We start from the raw sequence: 21,529 nt of genomic DNA, 5'->3' as shown, positions 1-21,529 counted from the left end.
CAGAAGTGGACATTTTTTCTCGGAATGTCCACTTCCGTTCCTGACCCCAAGACGGACATTTAACGTGGTGGGCGGTTGCGCGGGGCGTTGGATGGGCGGGAACCGCTTGGGCTGCTGCCTGGACGGGCGTCGCGACGGATGCCGGCTGGAGCGGCGCCGCGCGGGGCGCTGCCGTTGCCGTTGGCGGCGACACGTGGCTTGCCCTGGCCGTTCTGGCCGCGGTTGCCGCCGCCGTTGCCGTTACCGCCACCGCCACCGGCGCGCGGCGGGCGGTTCTGGTGGTGGCCGACGCCGCTGCGCAACTGGATCGGCTGTGCCTTGGCATTCGGATCCGGTTCGAAGCCTTCGATCACTTCGCGCGGCAGCGTTTGCTTGATCAGGCGCTCGATGTCACGCAGCATGCTGTGTTCATCGACGCACACCAGCGACACGGCTTCGCCCTTGGCGCCGGCGCGGCCGGTGCGGCCGATACGGTGCACATAATCTTCCGGTACATTCGGCAGGTCGTAGTTGACCACGTGCGGCAGCTGGTCGATGTCGATGCCGCGCGCGGCGATATCGGTGGCGACCAGGCACTGCAGCGTGCCATCCTTGAACTCGGCCAGCGCACGGGTACGCGCGGTCTGGCTCTTGTTGCCGTGGATCGCCATGGCTTTCACGCCATCGCGCCCCAGCTGTTCGACCAGCTTGTTGGCGCCGTGCTTGGTGCGGGTAAACACCAGCACCTGCGTCCAGGCGTGGGTGCGGATCAGGTGCGACAGCATCGGGTGCTTCTTGTCGCGGTCGACCGGGTGGATTTTCTGCGAAATGATTTCCACCGTCGAATTGCGGCGTGCCACTTCGATGGTTTTCGGCTGGTCCAGCAGGCCGTCGGCCAGCGCCTTGATCTCGTCGGAGAAGGTGGCCGAGAACAGCAGGTTCTGGCGCTTCGGCGGCAGGGCGGCCAGCACTTTGCGGATGTCGCGGATGAAGCCCATGTCCAGCATGCGGTCGGCTTCGTCCAGGATCAGGATTTCCACCTTGTCCAGGTTGACGGTGCCCTGGCCCATGTGGTCCAGCAGGCGGCCCGGGGTGGCAACCAGGATGTCGACGCCGTGCTTGAGCAGCTTGATCTGCGGGTTGATGCTGACGCCGCCAAAGATCACGGCCGAATTCAGCTTGGTGTACTTGCCGTAGGTCTTGACGCTTTCTTCAACCTGGGCCGCCAGCTCGCGGGTCGGGGTCAGGATCAGGGCGCGGATCGGGCGCGGCGAGGTATTGTTCGCCAGCTTGCTGCCGAAGGCGTCGGTGGACAGGCGATGCAGGATCGGCAGCGTAAAGCCGGCGGTCTTGCCGGTGCCGGTCTGGGCGCCTGCCAGCAGGTCGCCGCCGTTCAGCACGGCTGGAATCGCCTGGCTCTGGATCGGGGTAGGGGCTGTATAGCCGGTTTCGGCGACCGCGCGCACGATGGCATCGGACAAGCCGAGATCGGAAAAAGACATAGTGTGATTATTATATAAATTATGTGGAAATTATTGCCATACGGAAACGTCGGCGCTGTACGGAGTATAACAGTAAGTCAGATTCGTTGACGCACAGCAATAACAAAAGAGGCCCCGCAGGGCCCCATTGTGTGGCGATTTTGGGCTAGTTTTTATGCAAACTCTGCCAGCAAGCCAACCATCTGGCCGAACACTTTTGGCGAGGCCGCAATGATGTGGCCGCTGTTCATATAGTTGGATTCGCCGTTGAACTCGCCCGCGATGCCGCCGGCTTCGGTGACCAGCAGGGCGCCGGCCGCGATGTCCCATGGTTTCAGGTTTTTCTCGTAGTAGCCATCGAGGCGGCCGCAAGCGACGTAAGCCAGGTCCAGGGCAGCGGAACCGGCACGGCGGATGCCGTGCGAGCGCTCAGCCATGATGGTGAACATCTTGGCGAATTCCGCAATGGCGGCCGGGCTGCCCGGCTTGTAGCCGGAAGCGAGCAGGGCGCCGCTGATGCGGTCGAGTTTGTTGACGCGGATGCGCTTTTCGTTGAGGTAGGCGCCGGCGCCCTTGGAGGCGGTAAACAGGTCGTTGCGTACCGGGTCGTAGATCACAGCCTGGGTCACCACGCCTTTTTGCTGCAGGGCGATGGAGATGCAGTACTGTGGGAAGCCGTGCATGAAGTTGGTGGTGCCGTCCAGTGGATCGATGATCCACACGTATTCGCTCTCGTCATTTACGGTGCCGGTGATGCCGGACTCTTCGGCGAAGATGGCATGGCCAGGGTAGGCTTTCAGCAGCACTTCGATAATGGCCTGTTCGGCGGCCTGGTCAACATCAGTGACGAAGTCATTGTGTTGTTTTTCAGTTACGTTGACGCGATCCAGGTCAAACGATGCGCGGTTGATCACAGCGGCGCCACGGCGCGCGGCCTTGATGGCCGTATTCAGCATTGGGTGCATACTAGCTTCCGTAAAATAGACATTGCCGCCCACGGAAACGCTTCGCGCATCCGGCAGCGGAAATGATGACAAGATTGAAAAAGAGCGGCGCGTTGTGCGGGCAAGGTAAAATGCGGCCCAACGCAGAATCCCGCTATTGTAAATGAAGCAGACCGAAACCGCATCCTCCGCCTTCCACCGCCTCCGTGTCGTTTTGGTGGAAACCAGCCGTCCGGGCAATATCGGATCGGTGGCGCGCGCTATGAAAACCATGGGGTTTTCCGACCTGGTGCTGGTCAATCCGCGCTTCGCAGGGGCCTGCCAACACGAGGAAGCGGTGGCCTTTGCCTCCGGCGCGCAGGACATCCTGGCCGCGGCGCGCATCGTGGGCAGCATGGCCGCAGCGCTGGATGGCATCAATTTCACGGCAGCCGTGTCGGCGCGGCTGCGCGAGTTTTCGCCGCCGGTGGTGACGCCGCGCGAATTCGCCGGGCAACTGGCGGCCGGCGCCGAGTTGCGCGCGGCCCTGATCTTCGGCAATGAGCGCTTCGGCCTGCCCAACGAGATCGTCGAACCTTGCAATGTGCTGGTGAATATTCCGGCCAATCCCGATTATTCGTCCCTGAACCTGGCGCAGGCGGCCCAGGTGCTGGTGTACGAGTGCCGCATGGCGGCGCTGGATGGCCAGCGCGCGGCCAGCCCGGTCGGTTTCCAGGGTGAAGCGGCCAGCTCGGCGCAGATCGAGGGCATGTATGAGCACCTGGAACAGGCGCTGGTCGAGGTTGGATTCCTCGATGCCAGCAACCCGCGCAAGCTGATGCCGCGCCTGAAGCGCATGTTTGCGCGCGCCGGCCTGGAAACGGAAGAGGTCAACATCCTGCGCGGCATTGCGCGCCAGGTGCAGGCCCGCAGCCGCAAGGATTAGAGTCCTTTCTCTAGTCGGGGCGCGGCGGCGTCCTTAGAATCCCCGTATAACTATTAACAGGGGACTAAATGCAACGCAGATCATTTTTGAAAGCTGGGCTGCTGGGCGGCCTGGCGCTCGTCGCGGGCGGGGCGGTGTACCGGCAATTGCGCCCGGCGCCGGCGCGGCGTTTCGCGCTCGACGCCGAGGGCCGCGCCATGCTGGCCGTCCTGCTTCCGGCCATTATTGGCTTTACCCCCGATGCGGCCGCGCTGGAAGCCGGTATCGATCGTGTAGGTGCGGCCGTCAACGGCCTGCCGCTGCGGGTACAAAAAGAGATCAGCGACCTGTTTGGCCTGCTCTCCATGGCGCCCACGCGCCGCCTGCTGGCCGGTGTGCCGGCCTGGCCGGAGGCGACACCGGAGCAGCTGGCGGCCTTCCTGCAAAGCTGGCGCACCCACCGTACCGAGATGCTGCAGACGGCTTACCACGGCCTGCATGACCTGGTGCTTGGCGGCTGGTATGCCGAGCCTTCAAGCTGGGCGGCGATCGCCTACTCCGGCCCGATGAAGGAGCTGAGCGCATGAGCAGCCCGATCCCGGATCCGATCCAGGCCGGCATCGCCGCCGGCTGGCAAGTCATCGACGCTTCCGCTTTGCAGCAGGACCGCAGCTTCGATGCCGACGTAGTGGTGGTCGGCACCGGCGCCGGCGGCGGCGTGACGGCCGAAATCCTGGCGCAGGCCGGCCTGAAAGTGCTGATGGTGGAAGAGGGCGCGCTGAAATCGTCGAAGGATTTCAAGATGCGCGAGGCCGACGCCTATCCTTCGCTGTACCAGGATTCGGCCGCCCGCAAGACCGCCGACAAGGCGATCAACATCCTGCAAGGCCGCACCGTGGGCGGCACCACGGTGGTCAACTGGACCTCCAGCTTCCGCACCCCGGCCGACACGCTGGCCTGGTGGCAGTCGCAATACGGGCTGCGCGACTACGGCGTGGAACAGATGGCGCCGTGGTTCCAGAAGATGGAAGAGCGCCTGCACATCAACGACTGGCCGACGCCGCCGAACGCCAACAACGACCTGCTGCGCAGCGGCGCCGAAAAGCTGGGCATCAAGACCGCCCTGATCCGCCGCAACGTCAACGGCTGCTGGAACCTGGGCTACTGCGGCATGGGCTGCCCGACCAACGCCAAGCAGTCGATGCTGGTGACTACCATTCCGTCGGCGCTGGAACAGGGCGCGGTGCTGCTGACGCGCGCCCGCGCCGAGCGCTTCACGCTGGCCGGCGGGCAGGCCACGGCGCTGGAATGCGTGGCGCTGACCGCCGACGGCATGGAGCCGACCGGGCGCAAAATCACGCTCAAGGCGCGCCACTTCGTGGTGGCGGGCGGCGCGATCAATTCGCCGGCGCTGCTGCTGCGCTCCGGCGCGCCCGATCCGCACCAGCTGCTTGGCCAGCGCACCTTCCTGCACCCGGTGGTGATCTCGATGGGCCTTTACCCGCAGGCAGTGGAGGCTTTCAGCGGTGCGCCACAGACCGTGTATTCCGACCACTTCCTGCACACGCAAGCGCTCGACGGCCCGATGGGCTACAAGCTGGAAGTCGCTCCGCTGCATCCGGTGCTTGGCGCCACCACGCTGTCGGCCTACGGCGCGGCCCATGCCAAGCTGATGAAGCGCTTCGCCCATGTGCAAGGCATGCTGGCGCTGCTGCGCGACGGCTTCCACCAGGATGCCGCCGGCGGCCGCGTCACGCTGCGCAGCGACGGCTCGCCGCAACTGGATTACCCCTTGACCCCTTATTTCTGGGAAGGCGCCCGCCGCGCCCTGCTGACGATGGCGGAAATCCAGTTCGCCGCCGGCGCCGACGGCGTGAGCCCGGTGCACGAACTGGTGGCGCAGCCGTACAGGAACTGGGACGAGGCGCGCCGGTCCATCGCCGCACTGCCGATGCAAAAACTGTTGACGCGCGTGGTGTCGGCCCACGTGATGGGCGGCTGCGCCATGACGGGCGATGCCGCCAGCGGCGTCGTGGCGCCGGACGGCCTGTATCGCGGCATCGCCAACCTGTCGGTGCATGACGGCTCGCTGTTCCCGACTTCGATCGGCGCCAACCCGCAGTTGTCGATTTACGGCGTCACGGCCCGCCTGGCAAGCGGCCTGGCCGAGCGCCTGTCACGCCAGGCCTGACCAATGGTAAAACGCATGCTGCTGATGATCATGGCCATGCAGGTGGCCGTTGCGGGCGGCATCGCGTGGGGGCTGTCGCGCGTGGTTCCTGCCGACGTCGCACTGCTGCTGGCGGTGATCGTTGTACTGTTGGTACGCTTGGCGATCACCGCCAACAATTTCCGCATGACCTTGCGGCCGGTGCCGGAGCACGCGCAAATCGGCATGCTGCAACGCGCGCAGCTATTCTTTCACGAGTATGCGTCCACCATGGCGGTGACGTCCTGGCATATGCTGCGCCACCGGCCGCGCATGCATATTGCAAGTGCGCCGCGCGGCTTGCCGGTGCTGCTGGTGCACGGTTACGGCGCCAACGGCGGCTTCTGGGTCCACCTTGCCGGCCAGCTGGAGCAGCGCGGCTACAGCCACGCTACCGTGGACCTGGAGCCGGTGTTCGGCGATATCGAGGACTTTGCCTTGCAGCTGGAGCAGGGTGTGCAGGCGCTGCTTGCCGCCAGCCGCAGCGAAAAAGTCGTCATCGTGGCGCACAGCATGGGCGGGCTGGTGGCACGCGCCTGGCTGCGCCGCTTTGGCGCGGGGCGCGTGGCGCGCATCATCACGCTGGCCACGCCGCACCATGGCACCGACCTGGCGCATATGGGGCCGGGCCACAATGCGCGCCAGATGCGGCGCGATGCGGAATGGCTGGCGCAGCTCGATGCCGCCGACCGCGGGCAGCGCGGGCTCTTCACGTCCATCTACTCCTGGCACGACAACATCATCGCGCCGCAGGATTCCTGCCATCTGCCTGGTGCCCGCAATATCGCCTTGCATGGCATCGGCCACGTCGGCATGGGCCGCCATCCCGCCATTGCGAGTCACATTCTTGCGGAGATTTTAGGTATCACTTAGACTGTCTTGAGGCCAAGCAAGAAACGCTGCAATTTTTGATCCGAGTAGGTTTCAATCAGAAAGCGGGACGATGGCGACAGACTACGGCAAGATCGAAGACACCTTGGCGGCCGGCGAGCATCTCGGCGGCCTGCTTGAATCCATGCCGGATGCCATCCTGGTGGCCAATGCAAGTGGCCGCATCGTGCTGGCCAACTGCCGCGCGGAAGAGCTGTTCGACTACCTGCCGGGGGAACTGCGCGGCATGGCCATCGAAACCCTGCTGCCCAAAGTGCCGGAGGCCTGCGGGGTACGCAAGGGCGGCGACAGGTTCCCGGCCGACCTGCGCAGCAGCCAGCTGCGTGACGGCGACCGCCAGCTGCAAGTGCATTCCGTACGCGATATCAGCGAGCTGGCGAAAGCCAGCCAGGCCAAGGAGCGCTTCCTGGGCGGCATGTCGCATGAGCTGCGCACGCCGCTGAATGCCATCATCGGCTTTACCGGCACCTTGCTGATGCAGCTGCCGGGCCCCCTGAACGCGGACCAGGACAAGCAACTGCGTACCGTGCAAGCCAGTGCCCGCCACCTGCTTTCCCTGATCAACGATTTGCTGGACTTTGCCAAGATCGGATCGGGCAAGGTGGAGCTGCATCGCGAGCCGCTGAATTGCCGCGCCATCGTCGAAGAACTGGTGCTGGCGCTGCGGCCGCAGGCCAGGCAGAAAGGGCTGGTGCTGCATTTGCGCGCGCCGGCGCAGGCGCTGATGCTGCGCACCGACCGCCGCGCCTTGCAGCAAATCCTGGGCAACCTGCTGAATAACGCGATCAAATTTACCGAACGGGGCGAGGTCAGTATCGCGCTGGAACGCAGCGTGGCAGAGGGCAAGGCTGTTGTGCAAGTCAGTGTCAGCGATACCGGGGTCGGGATCACGGAAGACATCATGCAGCAACTGGGCATTCGCCTGAGCCAGAAATTGGCGGCGCTGCTGAACGGATCGATACGGCATTTCGACAAACCGGGCAACGGCAGCATATTTGTGCTCACTTTGCCGCTGGAATAGCGGATACTAGAGGCGATACATTGACAGGAGTACCAATGTCAGCACGCATCCTGATTATCGAAGATAACCCTACGAATATGGAGCTGATGGTGTACCTGCTCCGCGCCTTCGGCTACCAGCCGCTCCTGGCCCACAACGGCGAGGAAGGCGTGGAGGTGGCGCGCCGCGAAGTACCCGACCTGATCATCTGCGACGTGCACCTGCCCAAGCTCGATGGCTACGGCGTGGTGGCGCAACTGAAGCAAGACCCCAACCTGAAAGATATCCCCGCGCTGGCCGTGACCGCACTGGCGATGGTCGGCGACCGTGAAAAACTGCTGGCTGCCGGGTTTGACGGCTATATCGGCAAACCGATCGAACCCGATACCTTTGTTACGCAAATCGAGTCTTTTTTACCGGGGGAGATGTCGCCCCGGGATGAGAACGACATCGCGACGATCCTGATCGTCGACGACCATGTGCTGAACCGCGAATTCCTGATGACGTTGCTCGGCTACAGCGGCCACCGGCTGCTGGAAGCGGCCAGCGGCATGGAGGGCCTGAAGGTGATGGAGGCGGAACGGCCGGACCTGGTCATTTCCGACATCCTGATGCCGAACATGGATGGCTATGAATTCGTCAACCGCATCCGCAGCAAGCCGGAGCTGGCGGACGTACCGATCATTTTCTATACCGCGACCTACCGCGAACGCGAAGCCATGGCAGTGGCCGAAGCCTGCGGCGTGCGCTGGGTGCTGCCCAAGCCGTCCGACCCGGACGTGATCCTGAAGACGGTGCACCAGGCGCTGGGGATGGTGGAGCAGGGCGATGCGTTGCCGGCGTTCGCGCCCGAGCCGCCCGACCAGGGGCGCCTGTTCGATATCGAGCACAAGGTCGCCGAATACATCGATGAGCTGGAGTCGAGCAGCCAGCACATTAGGCGCATTGCCAACAATGGCGAGGGGCATGAGGAGCCGGAACACCTGAGCCAGATGACGGAGCGGCTGTCGCGCTCGCTCTCCAGCCTGCAGGCCGTCAGCCTGCGCCTGACGGCGCTGATCGAGCTGGGCATCGAACTTGGCGCCGAACGCGATGCCCAGGGACTGATCGAAATCGGGGTGCGCGTGGCGCAGAATATCTGCGTGTCGCGTTTTGCCTGCATCGGCGTGCTGGAACAGGATGCGCAGGAAACCAGCTATTTCGCGACCTGCGGCGTGGGCGAGCATGCCAGGGTGGTGGCGGCCCGGCCGCGCGCCGGCATCCTGGACAGCCTGTTGCAGCAGCGCCAGCCGGTGCGCATGAGCCGCCTGGGCGGCGACCCGCGCGAAATCGGCCTGCCGGTCGGGCACCCGCCGGTGCATTCCTTCCTGGGCGTGCCGATCGCTTCGCGCGAGCGCGTGCACGGCTGGCTGTACCTGGTGGACAAACTGGGCGCCGAGGAATTCAATGAAGTCGATGAGCGGGTGGCGGTGACGGTGGCGGCGCAGATTTCGGTCGCCTACGAAAACCTGCTGCTGTACGAGGAAATCAGCCGCCACCACGCCCAGCTGCAGCTGGACATGAATGCGCGCATCCGGCTCGACGAAGATTTGCGCCGCTTCCGGCTGGCGATGGATGCAACGGCAGACGCGATCTTCCTGGTCGACCGCGCCAATTCCTGCTTCATCGACGTCAACGTCACGGCCTGCCGCATGCTGGGTTTCGCGCGCGAGGAATTCCTGAAAGTGGGGCCGGAGCGCGAGCCTGGCCTGCAGCCGTTGCAGGACCTGTACGACAAGCTGCTGGCGGGCGACCAGAGCGGGGCGATGGCCGAGCTGCTGCTAGAGTGCAAGGACGGCTCGCCGCTGTCGGTGGAAGTGCAGCGCCGCACGCTGCGTTCGGGCCAGAACTGGATCCTGGTGGCGGTCGCGCGCGATATCACGGAGCGCAAGGAGGCTGAGCGCCGCCTGCTCAAGCTGGCCCACTTCGACACCCTGACCGGGTTGCCGAACCGCAGCCAGTTCTATGATTCGCTGACGCTGTCGCTGAAGCAGGCGGCCGAGCATAACTGGGCGCTGGCGGTGCTGTTCCTCGACATGGACCGCTTCAAGAATATCAACGACACGCTGGGCCATACCATTGGCGACGAGCTGCTGCGGCAGTTTTCCAGCCGGCTGGTGGAGTGCCTGCGCGTGCGCGATACCATCGGGCGCTTCGGCGGCGACGAATTCGCCGCGATCCTGATGCTGCCGGAAGGCGCACAGAACGCCATTGCGGTGGTCGACAAGATCCGCGACGCGATGCGCCAGCCCTTTGACTTGAAGGGGCATGAGGTGACGGTGACGGCCAGCATCGGCATTTCCGTGTTCCCGGAGGATGGCAGCGATCCCGATACCCTGATCCAGTATGCCGATACGGCAATGTACCGCGCCAAGGAAGCCGGACGCGATGCCTTCCGCTTCTTCACGGCGGAGATGAATGCGCAATCGCTGGCGCGGCTGGACATGGAGAACGCGCTGCGCCGCGCGATCGACAACAGTGAATTCCGCCTGTTCTACCAGCCCAAAGTGCATATCGCTTCCGGCCGCATTAGCGGCGCCGAGGTGCTGCTGCGCTGGGAGCGCCCCGGCCACGGCATGGTGTCGCCGGCGCTGTTCATCCCCTTGCTGGAAGAAACGGGGCTGATTGTGCGGGTTGGCAGCTGGGTGATCCATGAGTCCTGCCGCAAGATTGCGGAATGGGCCAAGGGCGATGTGGGATCGGTGCACCTGTCGGTCAACGTGTCGGGCATCCAGTTCTTCGTTGGCGGGCTGGAAGAGGAAGTGATGCGCGCCATCAAGGAGAACGACATCTCGCCGGAACTGCTGGAACTGGAGCTGACCGAAAGCTCGCTGATGTCCAATGCAGAAGAAACCATCACCGTGCTGCAGAACCTGAAGGCGCTCGGGGTGAAGATTTCGATTGACGATTTCGGCACCGGCTATTCTTCGCTGGCTTACCTGAAGCGCTTCCCGATCGACAAGCTGAAAATCGATATCGCCTTCGTGCGCGAGGTGACCAGCAATCCGGATGATGCGGCGATCGTGCTGGCGATTATCAACATGGCGCACAGCCTGAAGCTGAAGGTGATTGCGGAGGGCGTGGAAAAGGACGCGCAGCTGTCCTACCTGCGGCGCCACGACTGCGATGAGATGCAGGGCTATTATTTCAGCCGCCCCTTGCCGGAGCCCGACTTCGTGCAGATGCTGCGCGAAGGGCGCCACCTGCAAACGCCGAGCGAAGAGAGCATCGTCGACCAGCAAACCCTGCTGATTGTCGATGACGACGCCTTCATGCTCGATGTGCTGAGCGACTTCCTGGCGCAGGACGGCTACCGGATCCTGACCGCGCAGACGGCGGCGGAAGGCTTCGATGTGCTGGCGCGCCACCGGGTGCAGGTGATCCTGTGCGACCAGTGCATGCCGATGATGACCGGTACGGAGTTCATGGAGCGGGTCAAGAACCTGGCGCCGGATACCTTCAGGATCATGCTGTCGGCGTATGCCGACCTGACGCCGATCATGGCGGCCATCAATCACGGGGCGATTGACCGCTTCTATACCAAGCCGTGGAAGGGGGCGGTGTTGCGGGAGAATATACGCGAAGGCTTCCGGCTGCATTCGCAGTTCCGGGCGCCGCAATATCTCAATTAGCCGGCCAGGCCTGCCCGTGCGCCCGGGCATCCGTTTCACCCATCAAACCCGCTTCCAGCAAGGCCGTGCGGTAGCCGAGCGATGCGTTCCATGCGGGCATTGCAGTCCGTATTAGAAGCCCCTTTCTAGAGTGCGCGCCGTACAATGGCCCCAGAATTATTACAGGAGCCGCCGCCATGGGGAAGAAGACGAAATCGTTTGAAGAAAGCGAAGAACGGCTGACCAAGGCAGTACGCGAATCGGCGCAGGAAATCTGGAAAGCCGGCCTGGGGGCATTTACCGACCTGCAAAAACGGGCCCGGGCTGTCGAAGGCGACCGCGCCGGCCATGTGCGTGAAACGGTCAATTCACTGGAAAAAGTGTTCGAAGAGCGGGTAACCCGGGCGCTGGACTCGATCGGCGTGCCGATGCGGCAGGACATCAACGCTTTGATCGAGCGGATGGAGGAACTAAGCCGGCAGGTCGAAGAATTGAAAGCGTTGGTGAAAAAGCCAGTCAAAAAGGCGACAACGAAAAAAGCGTAACTTCTGGAAAACTTCTAATAGTGATATCCTTGCAGGGGAAACAATAGACCCCCCCTGTTATGCTACAAAAAGCGCCAAGACGAACCCGCGAACGCATCCTGGAACTCTCGCTGCGCTTGTTTAACGAGTTCGGCGAGCCAAACATCACGACCACCGTTATCGCCGAGGAGATGAATATCTCCCCGGGGAACCTCTATTACCATTTCAGGAACAAGGACGACATCGTCAATTCCATCTTCGTCCAGTTCAAGGCCGAAGCGGAACGCATGCTGCAGGTGCCGAGCGGGCGCCGCTCGAATGTCGAGGACGTGTGGCTGTACCTGCACCTGATGTTTGAGCTGATCTGGCGCTACCGCTTCTTCTACCGCGACCTGAACGACCTGCTGTCGCGCAATCGCAAGCTGGAGCTGGAATTCAAGGAACTGCTGGCCCACAAGATCAAGGTGGCGCGCAACCTGTGCCTGGACCTGCGCAGCGAAGGCTCGCTGGAAGCCAGCGATATGGCGATCGACGCGATGTCGGTGAATATGGTGGTGGTGGCGACTTATTGGCTGTCCTACGAATACGTGCGCAATCCGCGCAAATACTCCGAGCAGCAATCGATGGCCGATGCGCTGGCGCGCGGCTGCTACCAGGTGCTGTCCCAGATTGGGCCTTACCTGCGCGGCGAGACCAGCCTGCTGTTCCAGAAACTGTCCGAAGAATACCTGAAGAAGCTCAAATGAAATCGATTTGCGTGTATTGCGGCGCCAATGCCGGCGCTTCCCCTCGTTACGCCGAACAGGCGCGTGCGCTGGCCGCCGCGCTGGTGGAGCAGAACCTGGCGCTGGTGTACGGCGGCGGCAATGTGGGCCTGATGGGCGTGATCGCCGACGAGGTGCTGCGCCTTGGCGGCGAAGTGACGGGAGTGATCCCGACCGCACTGGTCGAACGCGAAGTGGGCCACAGCGGCCTGACGCGCCAGTTCATCGTCAAGGACATGCACGAGCGTAAAGCCATGATGGCGCAGCTGTCCGACGGCTTTATCGCCATGCCGGGCGGCATGGGCACGCTGGAAGAACTGTTCGAGATGCTGACCTGGTCGCAGCTTGGCATCCACAGCAAGCCGGTTGGCCTGCTGAACGTGGACGGTTTTTACGACAAGCTGGTCGGTTTCATCGAACACGCGCGCGACGAAGGCTTCATCAAACCGCAGCATGCGGCCCTGGTACGCGTGAACGCTTCGCCGATGGCCTTGGTGCAAAGCCTGCGCGGCTAAGACCAGAGCTTTTTGCCTGACGCATCGAGGTGCGTCAGGTATAGACGGGTGTCGAACTCGTACTGGTGGTAGTTCGGCTCCATATAGGTGCACAGCTTGTAGAACGCCTTGTCGTGCTGTTTTTCTTTTACGTGCGCCAGCTCGTGCACCGCGATCATCCGCAGGAATTCGAGCGGCACGTCGCGGAACATTGTCGCTACGCGGATCTCATGCTTGGCTTTCAGCTTGCCGCCCTGGACGCGTGACACGGAGGTGTGCAGGCCGAGTGCGTGGTTGATCACATGGATCTTGCTGTCGAATGCCACTTTGTCGATCGGCGCGGCATTGCGCAGGAATTCGTTGCGCAAATCCTGGACGTAGTCGTACAACGCACGGTCGTTGCGGATTTCGTGGGCTTTCGGATAACGTTGCAGCAGTACTTCGCCGAGGCGACCCTGGTCCATCACCTGGCGGACCTGGGAAAGTGTCTGTTCTGAGTAAGCGCTGAGGTATTTCATGGCGGGCCGAATGGTATCATGCCCGCATGCGCACCCACGTCAATTCGGTGGGACTGCTGGTGGTCAGCGACCCCGTATTGAACTTCAGCTATCCCGCCCACATCCCCAGAGAATGCATCGACGCCCTGCCGTCGCTGCCGGGCGTATACATCTTCCGCGATGCTGCCGGCAAGCCGGTTTACATCGGCAAGAGCGTCAATATCCGGACGCGGGTGCTGTCGCACCTGCGTACTGCGGAGGAAATGCAGATGCTGGCGCGCTCCGCCGCCATCGACTTCGAGCGTACCGGCGGGGAAATTGGCGCCTTGCTGCGCGAATCGGAACTGGTCAAACAGTACCAGCCCGTTTTTAATTCCAAATTGCGCCGGATGCGAGAGATGTGTTCGATCAGCATGGCGGGCGACCGGCCAGAAATTGTTTTCGCGCGCGAGGTTGACTTTGCGCTGGCCGAGCAGCTCTATGGCCTGTTCGGCAGCAGGAAGGCGGCTATTGAAACCCTGCGCGACGTGGTGCATGCGCGCGCCCTGTGCACAGTGGCGACGGGGCTGGAGAAAGGGATGCCGGGGCGGCCGTGCTTTGCGCGGCAAGTGGGACGCTGCCAGGGCGCTTGTACTGGCGAAGAGCCGGCAGCCGAGCACGCGGCACGTGTGCGGCTGGCGCTGGAGCCGCTGCGCGTGACACGCTGGCCGTTCGCGGGCGCCGTGGGGATCGTCGAAGAATCGGGCGGACTGCGCCAGCATGCGATCGTCGATCGCTGGTGCTACCTTGGCGTGGACAAGCCGCGTACCGCGGCAGTTGGCTTCGATATCGATGTGTACAATATCCTGGTGCGCCCGCTGCAGTCGGGCACCTTACGCATCGAGGAGCTTTGAATGTCGTTGAAGTTCAATGTATTCGGCACCCGCATCCATATCGAGCGCCAGGGCAGCCAGTGGGCTGCCTTCTACCCCGGTTCGGACGGCAAGCGCCGGCCGGCCGATTTCGTCATTCCGCATGACGTCGAAGAGGCCGACCTGGCGCTCTATCTCGGTGATCTTTTCCACGAAGAGGCGCGGCCAGCTTATCCTGAAGTGGTCAAGCTGTCCTGAGCGCTATCAGGTGTCGGCGTCGCGCGCCGATTCAAAGCGGGCGCGGGTCAGGTCCTCGTTGCGCTCGCCGAAGGCGTAGTTTGCCTCCAGCCACATCACATTGATAATGGCGGCAAAGACTGCGACGCAGATGCCGAGGATCCAGGTGAAGTACCACATGGCTGACTCCTTTCAATAAGCGGTGTGTTCGTTTTCGTGGATGTGGGCGGCGGTGACTTTGCCGCGCACTACGCGGTACACCCAGCTTGTGTACATCACGATAATCGGCAGCATGACCACCACCACCCAGAACATCACTGCCAGCGTCTTGTGGCTGGAGGTGGCATCCCACGCGGTCAGGCTGTGCGATGGCGCCAGCGAGGATGGCAGCACGAAGGGGAACATGGCGCCGCCGGCGGTGAGCAGGATCCCTGCCACGCTCATGCCGCTGGCAAGGAAGGCTGCAACCGTGCGGCGTACGGCGCTGAGCACGATCGCCAGCACGGCGCCGGAGATGGCTGCGGCGGGGAAGGCCAGCGTCAGCGGCCAGCGCGAGTAATTGTCGCTCCAGGCGCCGGCTGCAAGCACCACCGTTTTCGCAGGCGGCATGAAGGCGCTGCCGGCATCAGGCATGGCGGTGATGCGGTAGCCTGGCAGCGCGGTGGCGACCCAGACGCCAGCGGCGGCGAACAAGACGATGGTCAGTGCGGCGGCGATCATCGCCATGCGGCGCGCGCGTTCGGCAATCACGCCTTCCGTTTTCTGGTGCAGGAAGGTGGCGCCGTGCATGGCCAGCATGGCGACGGCCAGCGCGCCGGACAGCAGTCCGAACGGGTTCAGCAGCTGGAAGAAGTTGCCGGTGTATTCGAGGCGCAGCAGGTCGTCGTAGCGGAACGGTATGCCTTGCAGCACATTGCCCATGCCGACGCCGAAGATCAGCGGCGGCACGAAACCGCCGATGAACAGGCCCCAGTCCCAGGTATTGCGCCAGCGCGGGTCGGCGATCTTGCTGCGGTAGTCGAAGCCCACCGGTCGGAAGAACAGGGCGAACAGGGCGACGATCAACGCAATGTACAGGCTGGAGAACGCAGCCGCGTAGACCAGCGGCCAGGCGGCGAACAAGGTGCCGCCGGCGGCGATGAACCAGGTCTGGTTGCCTTCCCAGGTCGGGCCGATGGTGTTGATGATGACGCGGCGTTCAATATCGTCCTTGCCGAGGAAGGGCAGGGACATGCCGACGCCGAAGTCGAAGCCATCGGTCAGCGCAAAGCCAAGCAGCAGCACTGCGACGAAGCACCACCAGATCACTTTATAAGTTTCGTAATCGAAGATCATGATTGTTGCTCCCAATGGTATTTGCCGGTGTGCAGGGCGCTTGGGCCGAGGCGTGCGTACTTGAACATCAGCTTCATTTCAATCACCAGCAGGACCGTATAGAACAGGGCAAAGCCGGCCAGGCTGAAATACAGGTTCGACGGCTGGATATTGGAGGCCGACAGGTGTGTCGGCAAGATCCCAGCGATCGTCCAGGGCTGGCGGCCGTATTCGGCCACGATCCAGCCCAGTTCCGCCGCGATCCACGGCAGCGGGATCGCGAATACGGCCAGCTTGAGCAACCAGCGCTGCGGCGCCAGGCGCTGGCGGACCAGGAAGTAGAACGAGGCGCTGAAGATGAACAGGAAGGCCAGTCCCAAGCCCACCATGCCGCGGAAGGCCCAGAACAAGGGGGCCACTTTGGGAATGGTGTCGTCCACCACCATCTTGACCTGCGCGTCGCTGGCGTCGACCACGTTCGGCGTGTACTTTTTCAGCAGCAGGCCATACCCCAGGTCGTCCTGCAGTGCCTTGAAGGCTGCCACCGCTGCCGGCGACCTGTCGCCCGATTTGAGGCGGAGCAGGGCGGCGTACGCCTTCATGCCGTTGCGGATGCGGACCTCATGCTCGTCCTTCAAATCCTTGATGCCGGTGACTTGCTTATCGACCGAGCGCGTTGCGATCAGGCCCAGTACGTAGGGGATCTTTATCGCGTAATCGGTGCGCTCTTCCTTGTCGTTCGGCAGGCCGAAGACGGTGATGCCGGCAGGGGCCGGGACCGTATGCCATTCGGCTTCAATCGCCGCCAGCTTGACCTTGTTTACTTCGCCTGCCGTGTAGCCGGATTCGTCGCCCAGCACGATCACGGACAGTGTCGACGCCAGGCCAAAGCCGGCCGCAATCGCGAACGAGCGCAGGGCAAATGCCACGTCGCGCGCCTTCAGCAGGTACCAGGCAGAGACGCCAAGCACGAACATCGAGGCCGTCACGTAGCCGGCAGCCACGGTGTGCACGAACTTCACTTGCGCCACCGGGTTGAAGATCACGTCGGCGATGCTGGTCAGTTCCATGCGCATGGTTTCGTAATTGAACTCCGCGCCGACCGGGTGGTTCATCCAGCCGTTGGCGATCAGGATCCACAGCGCAGAGAGGCTGGAGCCAAGGGCCACCAGGAAGGTAACAAACAAGTGCTGGCGCCTGGACAGCTTGCTCCAGCCGAAGAAGAACAGGCCGACGAAGGTCGATTCAAGGAAGAAGGCCATCATCCCTTCAATCGCCAATGGCGTGCCGAAGATGTCGCCCACATAGTGCGAGTAGTAGGCCCAGTTGGTGCCGAACTGGAATTCCAGCGTGATGCCGGTGGTGACGCCCATGGCAAAGTTAATGCCGAACAGCTTGCCCCAGAATTTGGTCATGTCGCGATAGATTTCGCGGCCGGTCATCACGTACACCGACTCCATGATGACCAGGATCCAGGACAGTCCCAGCGTGAGCGGGACAAACAGGAAATGGTAGAGAGCCGTGAGCCCGAACTGCAGCCGGGACAGGGCGACAACTTCATCGACGGGTGCCATCATTCACCTTTTCTGGAAGGGTTGGCGCGGGCGCTGCGAGCAGATGGTTCTCCACCTGCCCGGTCGGCAGCCGCATTTTCCTGGTTTGCGGGTGCGAGAAAAAGGCGTACCACAGGCCGTACAGCAGCACGGCCTTCACGGCCAGTGCGATCGTGATTGTCAGTGCCAGGCCGCGGCGGCCGGGGGGCTTCATTTGCTGTCCTCTTCAGCCTCGCTGCGGCTGGAGCGGAATTTGCCGCGCACGACGTCGCCGACGTCGAGCAGCTTCTTGACGGTGGAACCCATCTTCATCAGCGAGGCCAGGGTGTCCGGCGACAGGCGCTGCACGTCGTCGAACCAGGAACTGGAAAGCTCGATCAGCTCGTACATTTCGCGCATGCGTTCCTGGGCGTAGCGGTCTTCCGCCGTGGCGGCCGATTCCAACATGGCGTCGCGCAGCATCGACAGCGTCGGTTCGACTTCACGGCGGCGGCGTTCTTCCAACAGGGCCTTGAAGATGTCCCACACGTCTTTCGGCGGTTCGAAATATTCGCGGCGGTCGTTCGGTTGGTGCAGCAGCTTGACCAGGCGCCAGGACTGCAGCTCCTTCAGGCCCATTGAGACGTTGGAGCGCGAGAATTCCAGGTGTTCGGCGATTTCGTCGGCGTTCAGCGGGCGGTTGCTGACATAGAGCAGGGCATAGATCTGCCCGACGGTGCGGTTGATCCCCCAGCGGCTGCCCATTTCGCCAAAGTGGAGGATGAATTTTTGTGCGAGGGGGCTCAGGTTCACCATTGCTTGACCTACTTCCTTGAGTTTTTGAATTTTCAGTAATTCCTGAAATTATAAAAGGATTCAAAAAACTTTGCGCTGTATAATCATGTATATTGCGCTTTTGGAAAGGAATGCTGATGAAACGTGTCGCTGCTGTCCTGTTGATGTTTGCCGCCGGCGCCGCCTCTGCTGCCGATATCACTGTATCCGCCGCGGCCAGTCTCAACAACGCTTTCCGTGAGGCAGCCGCTGCTTTCGAAGCATCCCATCCGGGCGACAAGGTCCTGCTGAACTTCGCCGCATCCGATGCACTGGTGGCCCAGATTGCCAAGGGCGCGCCGGTCGACCTGTTCGCGTCCGCCGACCAGGAGGCCATGGATAAGGCCCAGCCGCACGTGGCGCCGGGCAGCCGCCGCAACTTCGCCAGCAACCGCCTGGTGGTCGCCGTGCCCTTCGGCAGCAAGCTGGACCTGCGCACGCTGGCCGACTTGCGCCAGCCGGCAGTCCAGCGCCTGACCACCGGCAATCCGGCCAGCGTGCCGGTTGGCCGCTACACCAGGGGCGCGCTGGAAAAAGTGGGGCTGTGGGGCGAGCTGGAGCCGAAGTTCGTGTTCGGTACCAATGTGCGCCAGAGCCTTGATTACCTCGCGCGCGGCGAGGTCGAGGCGGGGCTGGTGTACCAGACCGATGTCGCCTCGCAGGCGGAGAAGGTGCGCACGGCAATGGTCGTGCCGGGCGGCGGCCCAATCACCTATCCCCTGGCTGTGATCAAGGATGCGCCGAATGCGGCAGGCGGCCGCGCCTTTGCGGAGTTCATCCTGTCGCCGGGCGGCCAGGCCATCCTGGCGCGTTTCGGATTCGGAAAACCATAAAGCATGGATGCTGCGCTGATTGCCCTTGGCTTGTCACTGAAGGTGGCGTTGTGGGCGACCTTGATTGACCTGGTGCTGGGCGTCGGCTTTGGCTACCTGTTGGCACGCGGCCGTTTTCCCGGGCGCGATGTGCTGGATGCCGTGCTCACCCTGCCGATGGTGATGCCACCGACGGTGCTTGGCTACTACCTGCTGGTGCTGATCGGCCGCAATGGTCCGCTTGGCCACTGGCTGCAGCAGCATTTCGGCATCAACCTGATTTTCACCTGGCAGGGTGCGGTCATCGCCGCCGCGGTCGTGGCTTTCCCGCTGGTGCTGAAAGGCGCGCGCTCGGCATTCGAAGCGGTCGACGTACAGATGGAGCAGGCCGCCAGCGTGCTTGGCGTGCCGCCGCTGGCTGTTTTCCTGCGCGTCAGCCTGCCGCTGGCGTGGCGCGGCGTATTGGCCGGAACCTTGCTGGCATTCGCGCGCTCGATGGGGGAATTCGGCGCCACGCTGATGGTGGCCGGCAGCATTCCCGGCAAGACGCAGACGCTGTCGATTGCCGTTTATGAGGCAGTGCAGGCGGGGCAGGACGATACAGCGAACCTGCTGGTGATCATCACGTCGGTGACCTGCATTATCGTGCTGGTCGCGGCCAACCGGCTGGTGCCGAACCGTGCGCAGGGGGCGGCATGACGATCAGCGTGAACATCCGCAAGACCTTGCATTCCGGCCAGCGCAGCTTCCAGCTTGATGCCCAATTTGAATCTGCAAGCAAGCGCGTAGTGATCTATGGCGCTTCGGGCGCGGGCAAGAGCCAGATGCTGAAGGCGATTGCCGGCATGGCGCGGCCGGACAGCGGCGTGATCGAAGTCGATGGGCAGAAGCTGTTCGATAGCCGCGCGGGCATCGATGTGCCTGCGCGCAAGCGGCGCGTGGGCTACCTGTTCCAGGACTATGCCCTGTTCCCGCACCTGAACGTGCGGCAGAATATCGGTTTCGGCTTGCGGCACGGCTGGTTCAACCCAGCGCCGCGCGGCGAGCCGGAAGCGGTGCGCTATTGGCTGGATGCTTTCGGGCTGGCCGAAGTGGCGCACCAGCGGCCAGCGGAATTGTCCGGTGGCCAGCGGCAGCGCGTGGCGCTGGCGCGCGCCCTGGTGGCGGAGCCGAGCGCATTACTGCTCGACGAGCCTTTCGCCGCACTGGACCCGGCCCTGCGCGTACGTATGCGCGCCGAACTCGATGCATTGCAACGGCGGCTTGATATCCCGATGCTGCTGATTACGCACGATCCTGACGATGCCGCTACGTTCGGCGGCCATGTATTGACGATGGCGAACGGCCGCGTGGCCGGGGAGGGCGGCAATGGTTAAGCAGGTGGCACTGCAAGGCGAAGTATGGATCACGCTCGATGGCCAGGACTTCGGCGGCCACCAGCGCGTCGAACTGCTGGCCAGCATCGCGCAACACGGCTCGATCACGCAAGGCGCAAAGGCAATCGGCATGAGCTACAAGGCCGCCTGGGATGCGATCGATGCGATGAACAACCTGGCCGGCGAGCCGCTGCTGGAACGTTCGGCAGGTGGCAAGGGCGGCGGCGGCACGCGGCTGACGCACCGCGGCGCGCAACTGGTGGCGAACTTCCGCCGCATCGAATATGAGCACAGCGTGTTCATGAAACACCTGAGCCGCCAATCGCAAGGGTTGGCAGATGATTACCTCCTGTTGCAATCGATGAAAATGAAAACCAGCGCGCGCAATCAATTCTCGGGCACCGTGGCGGGCATCAAGCGCGGTGCGGTCAATGACGAAATCATCCTGCGTATTGTTGGCGGGCAGGAGATTGTTGCAATCATCACACACGAGAGCGCAGAAAGCCTGTGTTTGCAAGAAGGAACTGAAGCTTTCGCTTTAGTTAAGGCTTCTTCGATCATCCTGGCGACCGGCGAAACCGCCAGACTGTCGGCGCGAAATCAGCTGCGCGGCACGGTATGCCGCGTGCAGCCTGGCGCCGTTAATTCCGAGGTGACCATCGCCTTGCCCGGCGGCGGCACAATTGCGGCTACCGTCACGCGCGACAGCGAGCAATCGATGGAACTGGAAGTCGGCGTGGAAGCGACGGCCCTGTTCAAGGCATCCAGCGTGATCATCGGTGTTCCGTTATGAATTCCGTTATGCAACTTTATGAGGATTTGCTAAGCTAGTCCCCTTTTCGGGCCTGCCCCGTCCTTTGTGGGAAATGAAATGGAACTGCTAGCAAAATATTTCCGATGCCAGGGGCGCATCAATCGCCGCACCTGGCTGACACGCATCATCGCACTTGGCCTGGTTTGCCTGGCCTTCGGCATGCTTGCCAATGAGATGCTGGGCGATCCCGGCGCCGCAGTGTTCGCGCTGGCATTCACCTGGGGCGCGCTGGCCGTCTCCACCCAGCGCCTGCACGATATCGGCCGCTCCGGCCCGAGTCTTCTTTTGCTGTTGATCCCGGTCCTGGGCCCGCTCTGGGTACTGCTCCTGCTTGGCCGCCGCGGCGGGGAAGGCAAGAACCGTTATGGCGACGATCCGCTGTCGCGCCACGATTACCTGCAAGTGAACATCGCAAAGTAAGA

The 21,529-nt window shown here is 62.9% G+C and carries 24 protein-coding genes; 16 read left to right on the top strand and 8 right to left on the bottom strand.

What is annotated here, in order from left to right; translation table 11 throughout:
* Positions 1–59: 59 nt before the first annotated feature.
* Together ASD07_RS21320 and ASD07_RS21315 are read right to left on the bottom strand one after the other, a co-directional pair.
* A complete protein-coding gene (locus tag ASD07_RS21320) occupies positions 60–1,481 on the bottom strand; it encodes a DEAD/DEAH box helicase (RefSeq protein WP_082507484.1) in 1,422 nt (473 codons plus the stop codon).
* Between the two features lie 152 nt (positions 1,482–1,633).
* Entirely contained in the window at positions 1,634–2,416 is a 783-nt protein-coding gene (locus ASD07_RS21315; protein ID WP_055934854.1) for an inositol monophosphatase family protein, read from the bottom strand.
* Positions 2,417–2,567: 151 nt separating this feature from the next.
* Between ASD07_RS21315 and ASD07_RS21310 the strand changes: the two genes are divergently transcribed.
* From ASD07_RS21310 to ASD07_RS21270, 9 genes are all read left to right on the top strand, one after another.
* Positions 2,568–3,329, top strand: coding sequence for an RNA methyltransferase (locus ASD07_RS21310; protein WP_055934851.1), 762 nt, complete (start codon positions 2,568–2,570; stop codon positions 3,327–3,329).
* 68 nt (positions 3,330–3,397) lie between these two features.
* Positions 3,398–3,895, top strand: coding sequence for a hypothetical protein (locus tag ASD07_RS21305; protein WP_055934848.1), 498 nt, complete (start codon positions 3,398–3,400; stop codon positions 3,893–3,895).
* A complete protein-coding gene (locus tag ASD07_RS21300; protein ID WP_055934845.1) occupies positions 3,892–5,499 on the top strand; it encodes a GMC family oxidoreductase in 1,608 nt (535 codons plus the stop codon). Before ASD07_RS21305 ends, ASD07_RS21300 begins: the two co-directional genes overlap by 4 nt.
* A gap of 15 nt (positions 5,500–5,514) precedes the next feature.
* On the top strand, positions 5,515–6,390 hold the full coding sequence (locus tag ASD07_RS21295) for a triacylglycerol lipase (RefSeq protein WP_229207238.1): 876 nt from the start codon (positions 5,515–5,517) through the stop codon (positions 6,388–6,390).
* 70 nt (positions 6,391–6,460) lie between these two features.
* Positions 6,461–7,429, top strand: coding sequence for a PAS domain-containing sensor histidine kinase (locus tag ASD07_RS21290; protein ID WP_055934840.1), 969 nt, complete (start codon positions 6,461–6,463; stop codon positions 7,427–7,429).
* A gap of 35 nt (positions 7,430–7,464) precedes the next feature.
* Complete coding sequence (locus ASD07_RS21285) at positions 7,465–11,079, top strand: EAL domain-containing protein (RefSeq protein WP_055934837.1); 3,615 nt, start codon at positions 7,465–7,467, stop codon at positions 11,077–11,079.
* A gap of 176 nt (positions 11,080–11,255) precedes the next feature.
* The gene (locus ASD07_RS21280; protein ID WP_055934834.1) at positions 11,256–11,603 is read left to right on the top strand and encodes a phasin family protein; all 348 of its coding nucleotides are present in this window, start codon (positions 11,256–11,258) and stop codon (positions 11,601–11,603) included.
* A gap of 59 nt (positions 11,604–11,662) precedes the next feature.
* Complete coding sequence (locus tag ASD07_RS21275) at positions 11,663–12,328, top strand: TetR/AcrR family transcriptional regulator (protein ID WP_055934831.1); 666 nt, start codon at positions 11,663–11,665, stop codon at positions 12,326–12,328.
* A complete protein-coding gene (locus tag ASD07_RS21270) occupies positions 12,325–12,861 on the top strand; it encodes a TIGR00730 family Rossman fold protein (protein WP_055934828.1) in 537 nt (178 codons plus the stop codon). The genes ASD07_RS21275 and ASD07_RS21270 overlap by 4 nt, the downstream gene beginning before the upstream one ends.
* Here ASD07_RS21270 and ASD07_RS21265 read toward each other — a convergent pair.
* The gene (locus tag ASD07_RS21265; RefSeq protein WP_055934825.1) at positions 12,858–13,358 is read right to left on the bottom strand and encodes a YgjP-like metallopeptidase domain-containing protein; all 501 of its coding nucleotides are present in this window, start codon (positions 13,356–13,358) and stop codon (positions 12,858–12,860) included. The two genes, ASD07_RS21270 and ASD07_RS21265, sit on opposite strands and share 4 nt — an antisense overlap.
* Before the next feature lie 26 nt (positions 13,359–13,384).
* Here ASD07_RS21265 and ASD07_RS21260 point away from each other — a divergent pair, with 26 nt between their 5' ends.
* Both ASD07_RS21260 and ASD07_RS21255 read left to right on the top strand, forming a co-directional pair.
* Entirely contained in the window at positions 13,385–14,230 is an 846-nt protein-coding gene (locus ASD07_RS21260) for a GIY-YIG nuclease family protein (protein ID WP_055934823.1), read from the top strand.
* Positions 14,231–14,446: a hypothetical protein gene (locus ASD07_RS21255; protein ID WP_055934820.1), complete on the top strand. Its 216-nt coding sequence runs from the start codon at positions 14,231–14,233 to the stop codon at positions 14,444–14,446.
* Between the two features lie 6 nt (positions 14,447–14,452).
* Here ASD07_RS21255 and cydX read toward each other — a convergent pair whose 3' ends face one another.
* From cydX to ASD07_RS21230, 5 genes are read right to left on the bottom strand one after another with little or no spacing between them, the layout of a single operon-like run.
* Entirely contained in the window at positions 14,453–14,605 is a 153-nt protein-coding gene (cydX, locus tag ASD07_RS21250; protein ID WP_055934817.1) for a cytochrome bd-I oxidase subunit CydX, read from the bottom strand.
* A 12-nt stretch (positions 14,606–14,617) separates the two neighbouring features.
* Positions 14,618–15,760 carry a cytochrome d ubiquinol oxidase subunit II gene (gene cydB / locus ASD07_RS21245; protein ID WP_055934814.1) on the bottom strand — a complete coding sequence of 381 codons (1,143 nt, stop codon included), beginning with the start codon at positions 15,758–15,760 and terminating at the stop codon, positions 14,618–14,620.
* Positions 15,757–17,313, bottom strand: coding sequence for a cytochrome ubiquinol oxidase subunit I (locus ASD07_RS21240; protein WP_055935389.1), 1,557 nt, complete (start codon positions 17,311–17,313; stop codon positions 15,757–15,759). Before ASD07_RS21240 ends, cydB begins: the two co-directional genes overlap by 4 nt.
* Complete coding sequence (cydP, locus tag ASD07_RS21235) at positions 17,297–17,506, bottom strand: cytochrome oxidase putative small subunit CydP (protein ID WP_055934811.1); 210 nt, start codon at positions 17,504–17,506, stop codon at positions 17,297–17,299. The genes ASD07_RS21240 and cydP overlap by 17 nt, the downstream gene beginning before the upstream one ends.
* Positions 17,503–18,087, bottom strand: coding sequence for a GbsR/MarR family transcriptional regulator (locus ASD07_RS21230; RefSeq protein WP_055934807.1), 585 nt, complete (start codon positions 18,085–18,087; stop codon positions 17,503–17,505). Before ASD07_RS21230 ends, cydP begins: the two co-directional genes overlap by 4 nt.
* 110 nt (positions 18,088–18,197) lie before the next feature.
* On the opposite strand from ASD07_RS21230, the gene modA reads away from it, so the two are divergent.
* From modA to ASD07_RS21205, 5 genes are all read left to right on the top strand, one after another.
* Positions 18,198–18,938, top strand: coding sequence for a molybdate ABC transporter substrate-binding protein (gene modA / locus ASD07_RS21225; protein WP_055934804.1), 741 nt, complete (start codon positions 18,198–18,200; stop codon positions 18,936–18,938).
* Positions 18,939–18,941: 3 nt separating this feature from the next.
* Positions 18,942–19,616 (top strand): molybdate ABC transporter permease subunit, encoded by a 675-nt coding sequence (gene modB / locus ASD07_RS21220; protein ID WP_055934802.1) that lies wholly within the window; start codon positions 18,942–18,944, stop codon positions 19,614–19,616.
* On the top strand, positions 19,613–20,293 hold the full coding sequence (locus ASD07_RS21215) for a sulfate/molybdate ABC transporter ATP-binding protein (RefSeq protein ID WP_055934800.1): 681 nt from the start codon (positions 19,613–19,615) through the stop codon (positions 20,291–20,293). Before modB ends, ASD07_RS21215 begins: the two co-directional genes overlap by 4 nt.
* Complete coding sequence (locus ASD07_RS21210) at positions 20,286–21,086, top strand: TOBE domain-containing protein (protein ID WP_055934798.1); 801 nt, start codon at positions 20,286–20,288, stop codon at positions 21,084–21,086. Before ASD07_RS21215 ends, ASD07_RS21210 begins: the two co-directional genes overlap by 8 nt.
* A 78-nt stretch (positions 21,087–21,164) precedes the next feature.
* Positions 21,165–21,527: a DUF805 domain-containing protein gene (locus ASD07_RS21205; RefSeq protein ID WP_055934795.1), complete on the top strand. Its 363-nt coding sequence runs from the start codon at positions 21,165–21,167 to the stop codon at positions 21,525–21,527.
* The last annotated feature ends 2 nt before the right edge of the window (positions 21,528–21,529 follow it).

The organism is Duganella sp. Root336D2 (assembly GCF_001425005.1).
Classification (GTDB): Bacteria; Pseudomonadota; Gammaproteobacteria; order Burkholderiales; family Burkholderiaceae_D; genus Rugamonas.
Note: the sequence above shows the minus strand (reverse complement) of the source record. Positions and strands in the feature narration are given on the sequence as shown.

Bases quoted from the DNA above. Each gene is read 5' to 3' on its own strand.
- modA (WP_055934804.1), top strand. From the start codon at position 18,198: ATGCTGATGAAACGTGTCGCTGCTGTCCTGTTGATGTTTGCCGCCGGC.
- cydB (WP_055934814.1), bottom strand. From the start codon at position 15,760: ATGATCTTCGATTACGAAACTTATAAAGTGATCTGGTGGTGCTTCGTC.
- ASD07_RS21305 (WP_055934848.1), top strand. From the start codon at position 3,398: ATGCAACGCAGATCATTTTTGAAAGCTGGGCTGCTGGGCGGCCTGGCG.
- ASD07_RS21240 (WP_055935389.1), bottom strand. From the start codon at position 17,313: ATGGCACCCGTCGATGAAGTTGTCGCCCTGTCCCGGCTGCAGTTCGGG.
- ASD07_RS21300 (WP_055934845.1), top strand. From the start codon at position 3,892: ATGAGCAGCCCGATCCCGGATCCGATCCAGGCCGGCATCGCCGCCGGC.
- ASD07_RS21210 (WP_055934798.1), top strand. From the start codon at position 20,286: ATGGTTAAGCAGGTGGCACTGCAAGGCGAAGTATGGATCACGCTCGAT.
- ASD07_RS21285 (WP_055934837.1), top strand. From the start codon at position 7,465: ATGTCAGCACGCATCCTGATTATCGAAGATAACCCTACGAATATGGAG.
- ASD07_RS21255 (WP_055934820.1), top strand. From the start codon at position 14,231: ATGTCGTTGAAGTTCAATGTATTCGGCACCCGCATCCATATCGAGCGC.
- modB (WP_055934802.1), top strand. From the start codon at position 18,942: ATGGATGCTGCGCTGATTGCCCTTGGCTTGTCACTGAAGGTGGCGTTG.
- ASD07_RS21280 (WP_055934834.1), top strand. From the start codon at position 11,256: ATGGGGAAGAAGACGAAATCGTTTGAAGAAAGCGAAGAACGGCTGACC.
- ASD07_RS21310 (WP_055934851.1), top strand. From the start codon at position 2,568: ATGAAGCAGACCGAAACCGCATCCTCCGCCTTCCACCGCCTCCGTGTC.
- ASD07_RS21205 (WP_055934795.1), top strand. From the start codon at position 21,165: ATGGAACTGCTAGCAAAATATTTCCGATGCCAGGGGCGCATCAATCGC.
- ASD07_RS21270 (WP_055934828.1), top strand. From the start codon at position 12,325: ATGAAATCGATTTGCGTGTATTGCGGCGCCAATGCCGGCGCTTCCCCT.
- ASD07_RS21315 (WP_055934854.1), bottom strand. From the start codon at position 2,416: ATGCTGAATACGGCCATCAAGGCCGCGCGCCGTGGCGCCGCTGTGATC.
- ASD07_RS21265 (WP_055934825.1), bottom strand. From the start codon at position 13,358: ATGAAATACCTCAGCGCTTACTCAGAACAGACACTTTCCCAGGTCCGC.
- ASD07_RS21260 (WP_055934823.1), top strand. From the start codon at position 13,385: ATGCGCACCCACGTCAATTCGGTGGGACTGCTGGTGGTCAGCGACCCC.
- ASD07_RS21290 (WP_055934840.1), top strand. From the start codon at position 6,461: ATGGCGACAGACTACGGCAAGATCGAAGACACCTTGGCGGCCGGCGAG.
- cydP (WP_055934811.1), bottom strand. From the start codon at position 17,506: ATGAAGCCCCCCGGCCGCCGCGGCCTGGCACTGACAATCACGATCGCA.
- ASD07_RS21230 (WP_055934807.1), bottom strand. From the start codon at position 18,087: ATGGTGAACCTGAGCCCCCTCGCACAAAAATTCATCCTCCACTTTGGC.
- ASD07_RS21320 (WP_082507484.1), bottom strand. From the start codon at position 1,481: ATGTCTTTTTCCGATCTCGGCTTGTCCGATGCCATCGTGCGCGCGGTC.
- ASD07_RS21295 (WP_229207238.1), top strand. From the start codon at position 5,515: ATGCTGCTGATGATCATGGCCATGCAGGTGGCCGTTGCGGGCGGCATC.
- cydX (WP_055934817.1), bottom strand. From the start codon at position 14,605: ATGTGGTACTTCACCTGGATCCTCGGCATCTGCGTCGCAGTCTTTGCC.
- ASD07_RS21275 (WP_055934831.1), top strand. From the start codon at position 11,663: ATGCTACAAAAAGCGCCAAGACGAACCCGCGAACGCATCCTGGAACTC.
- ASD07_RS21215 (WP_055934800.1), top strand. From the start codon at position 19,613: ATGACGATCAGCGTGAACATCCGCAAGACCTTGCATTCCGGCCAGCGC.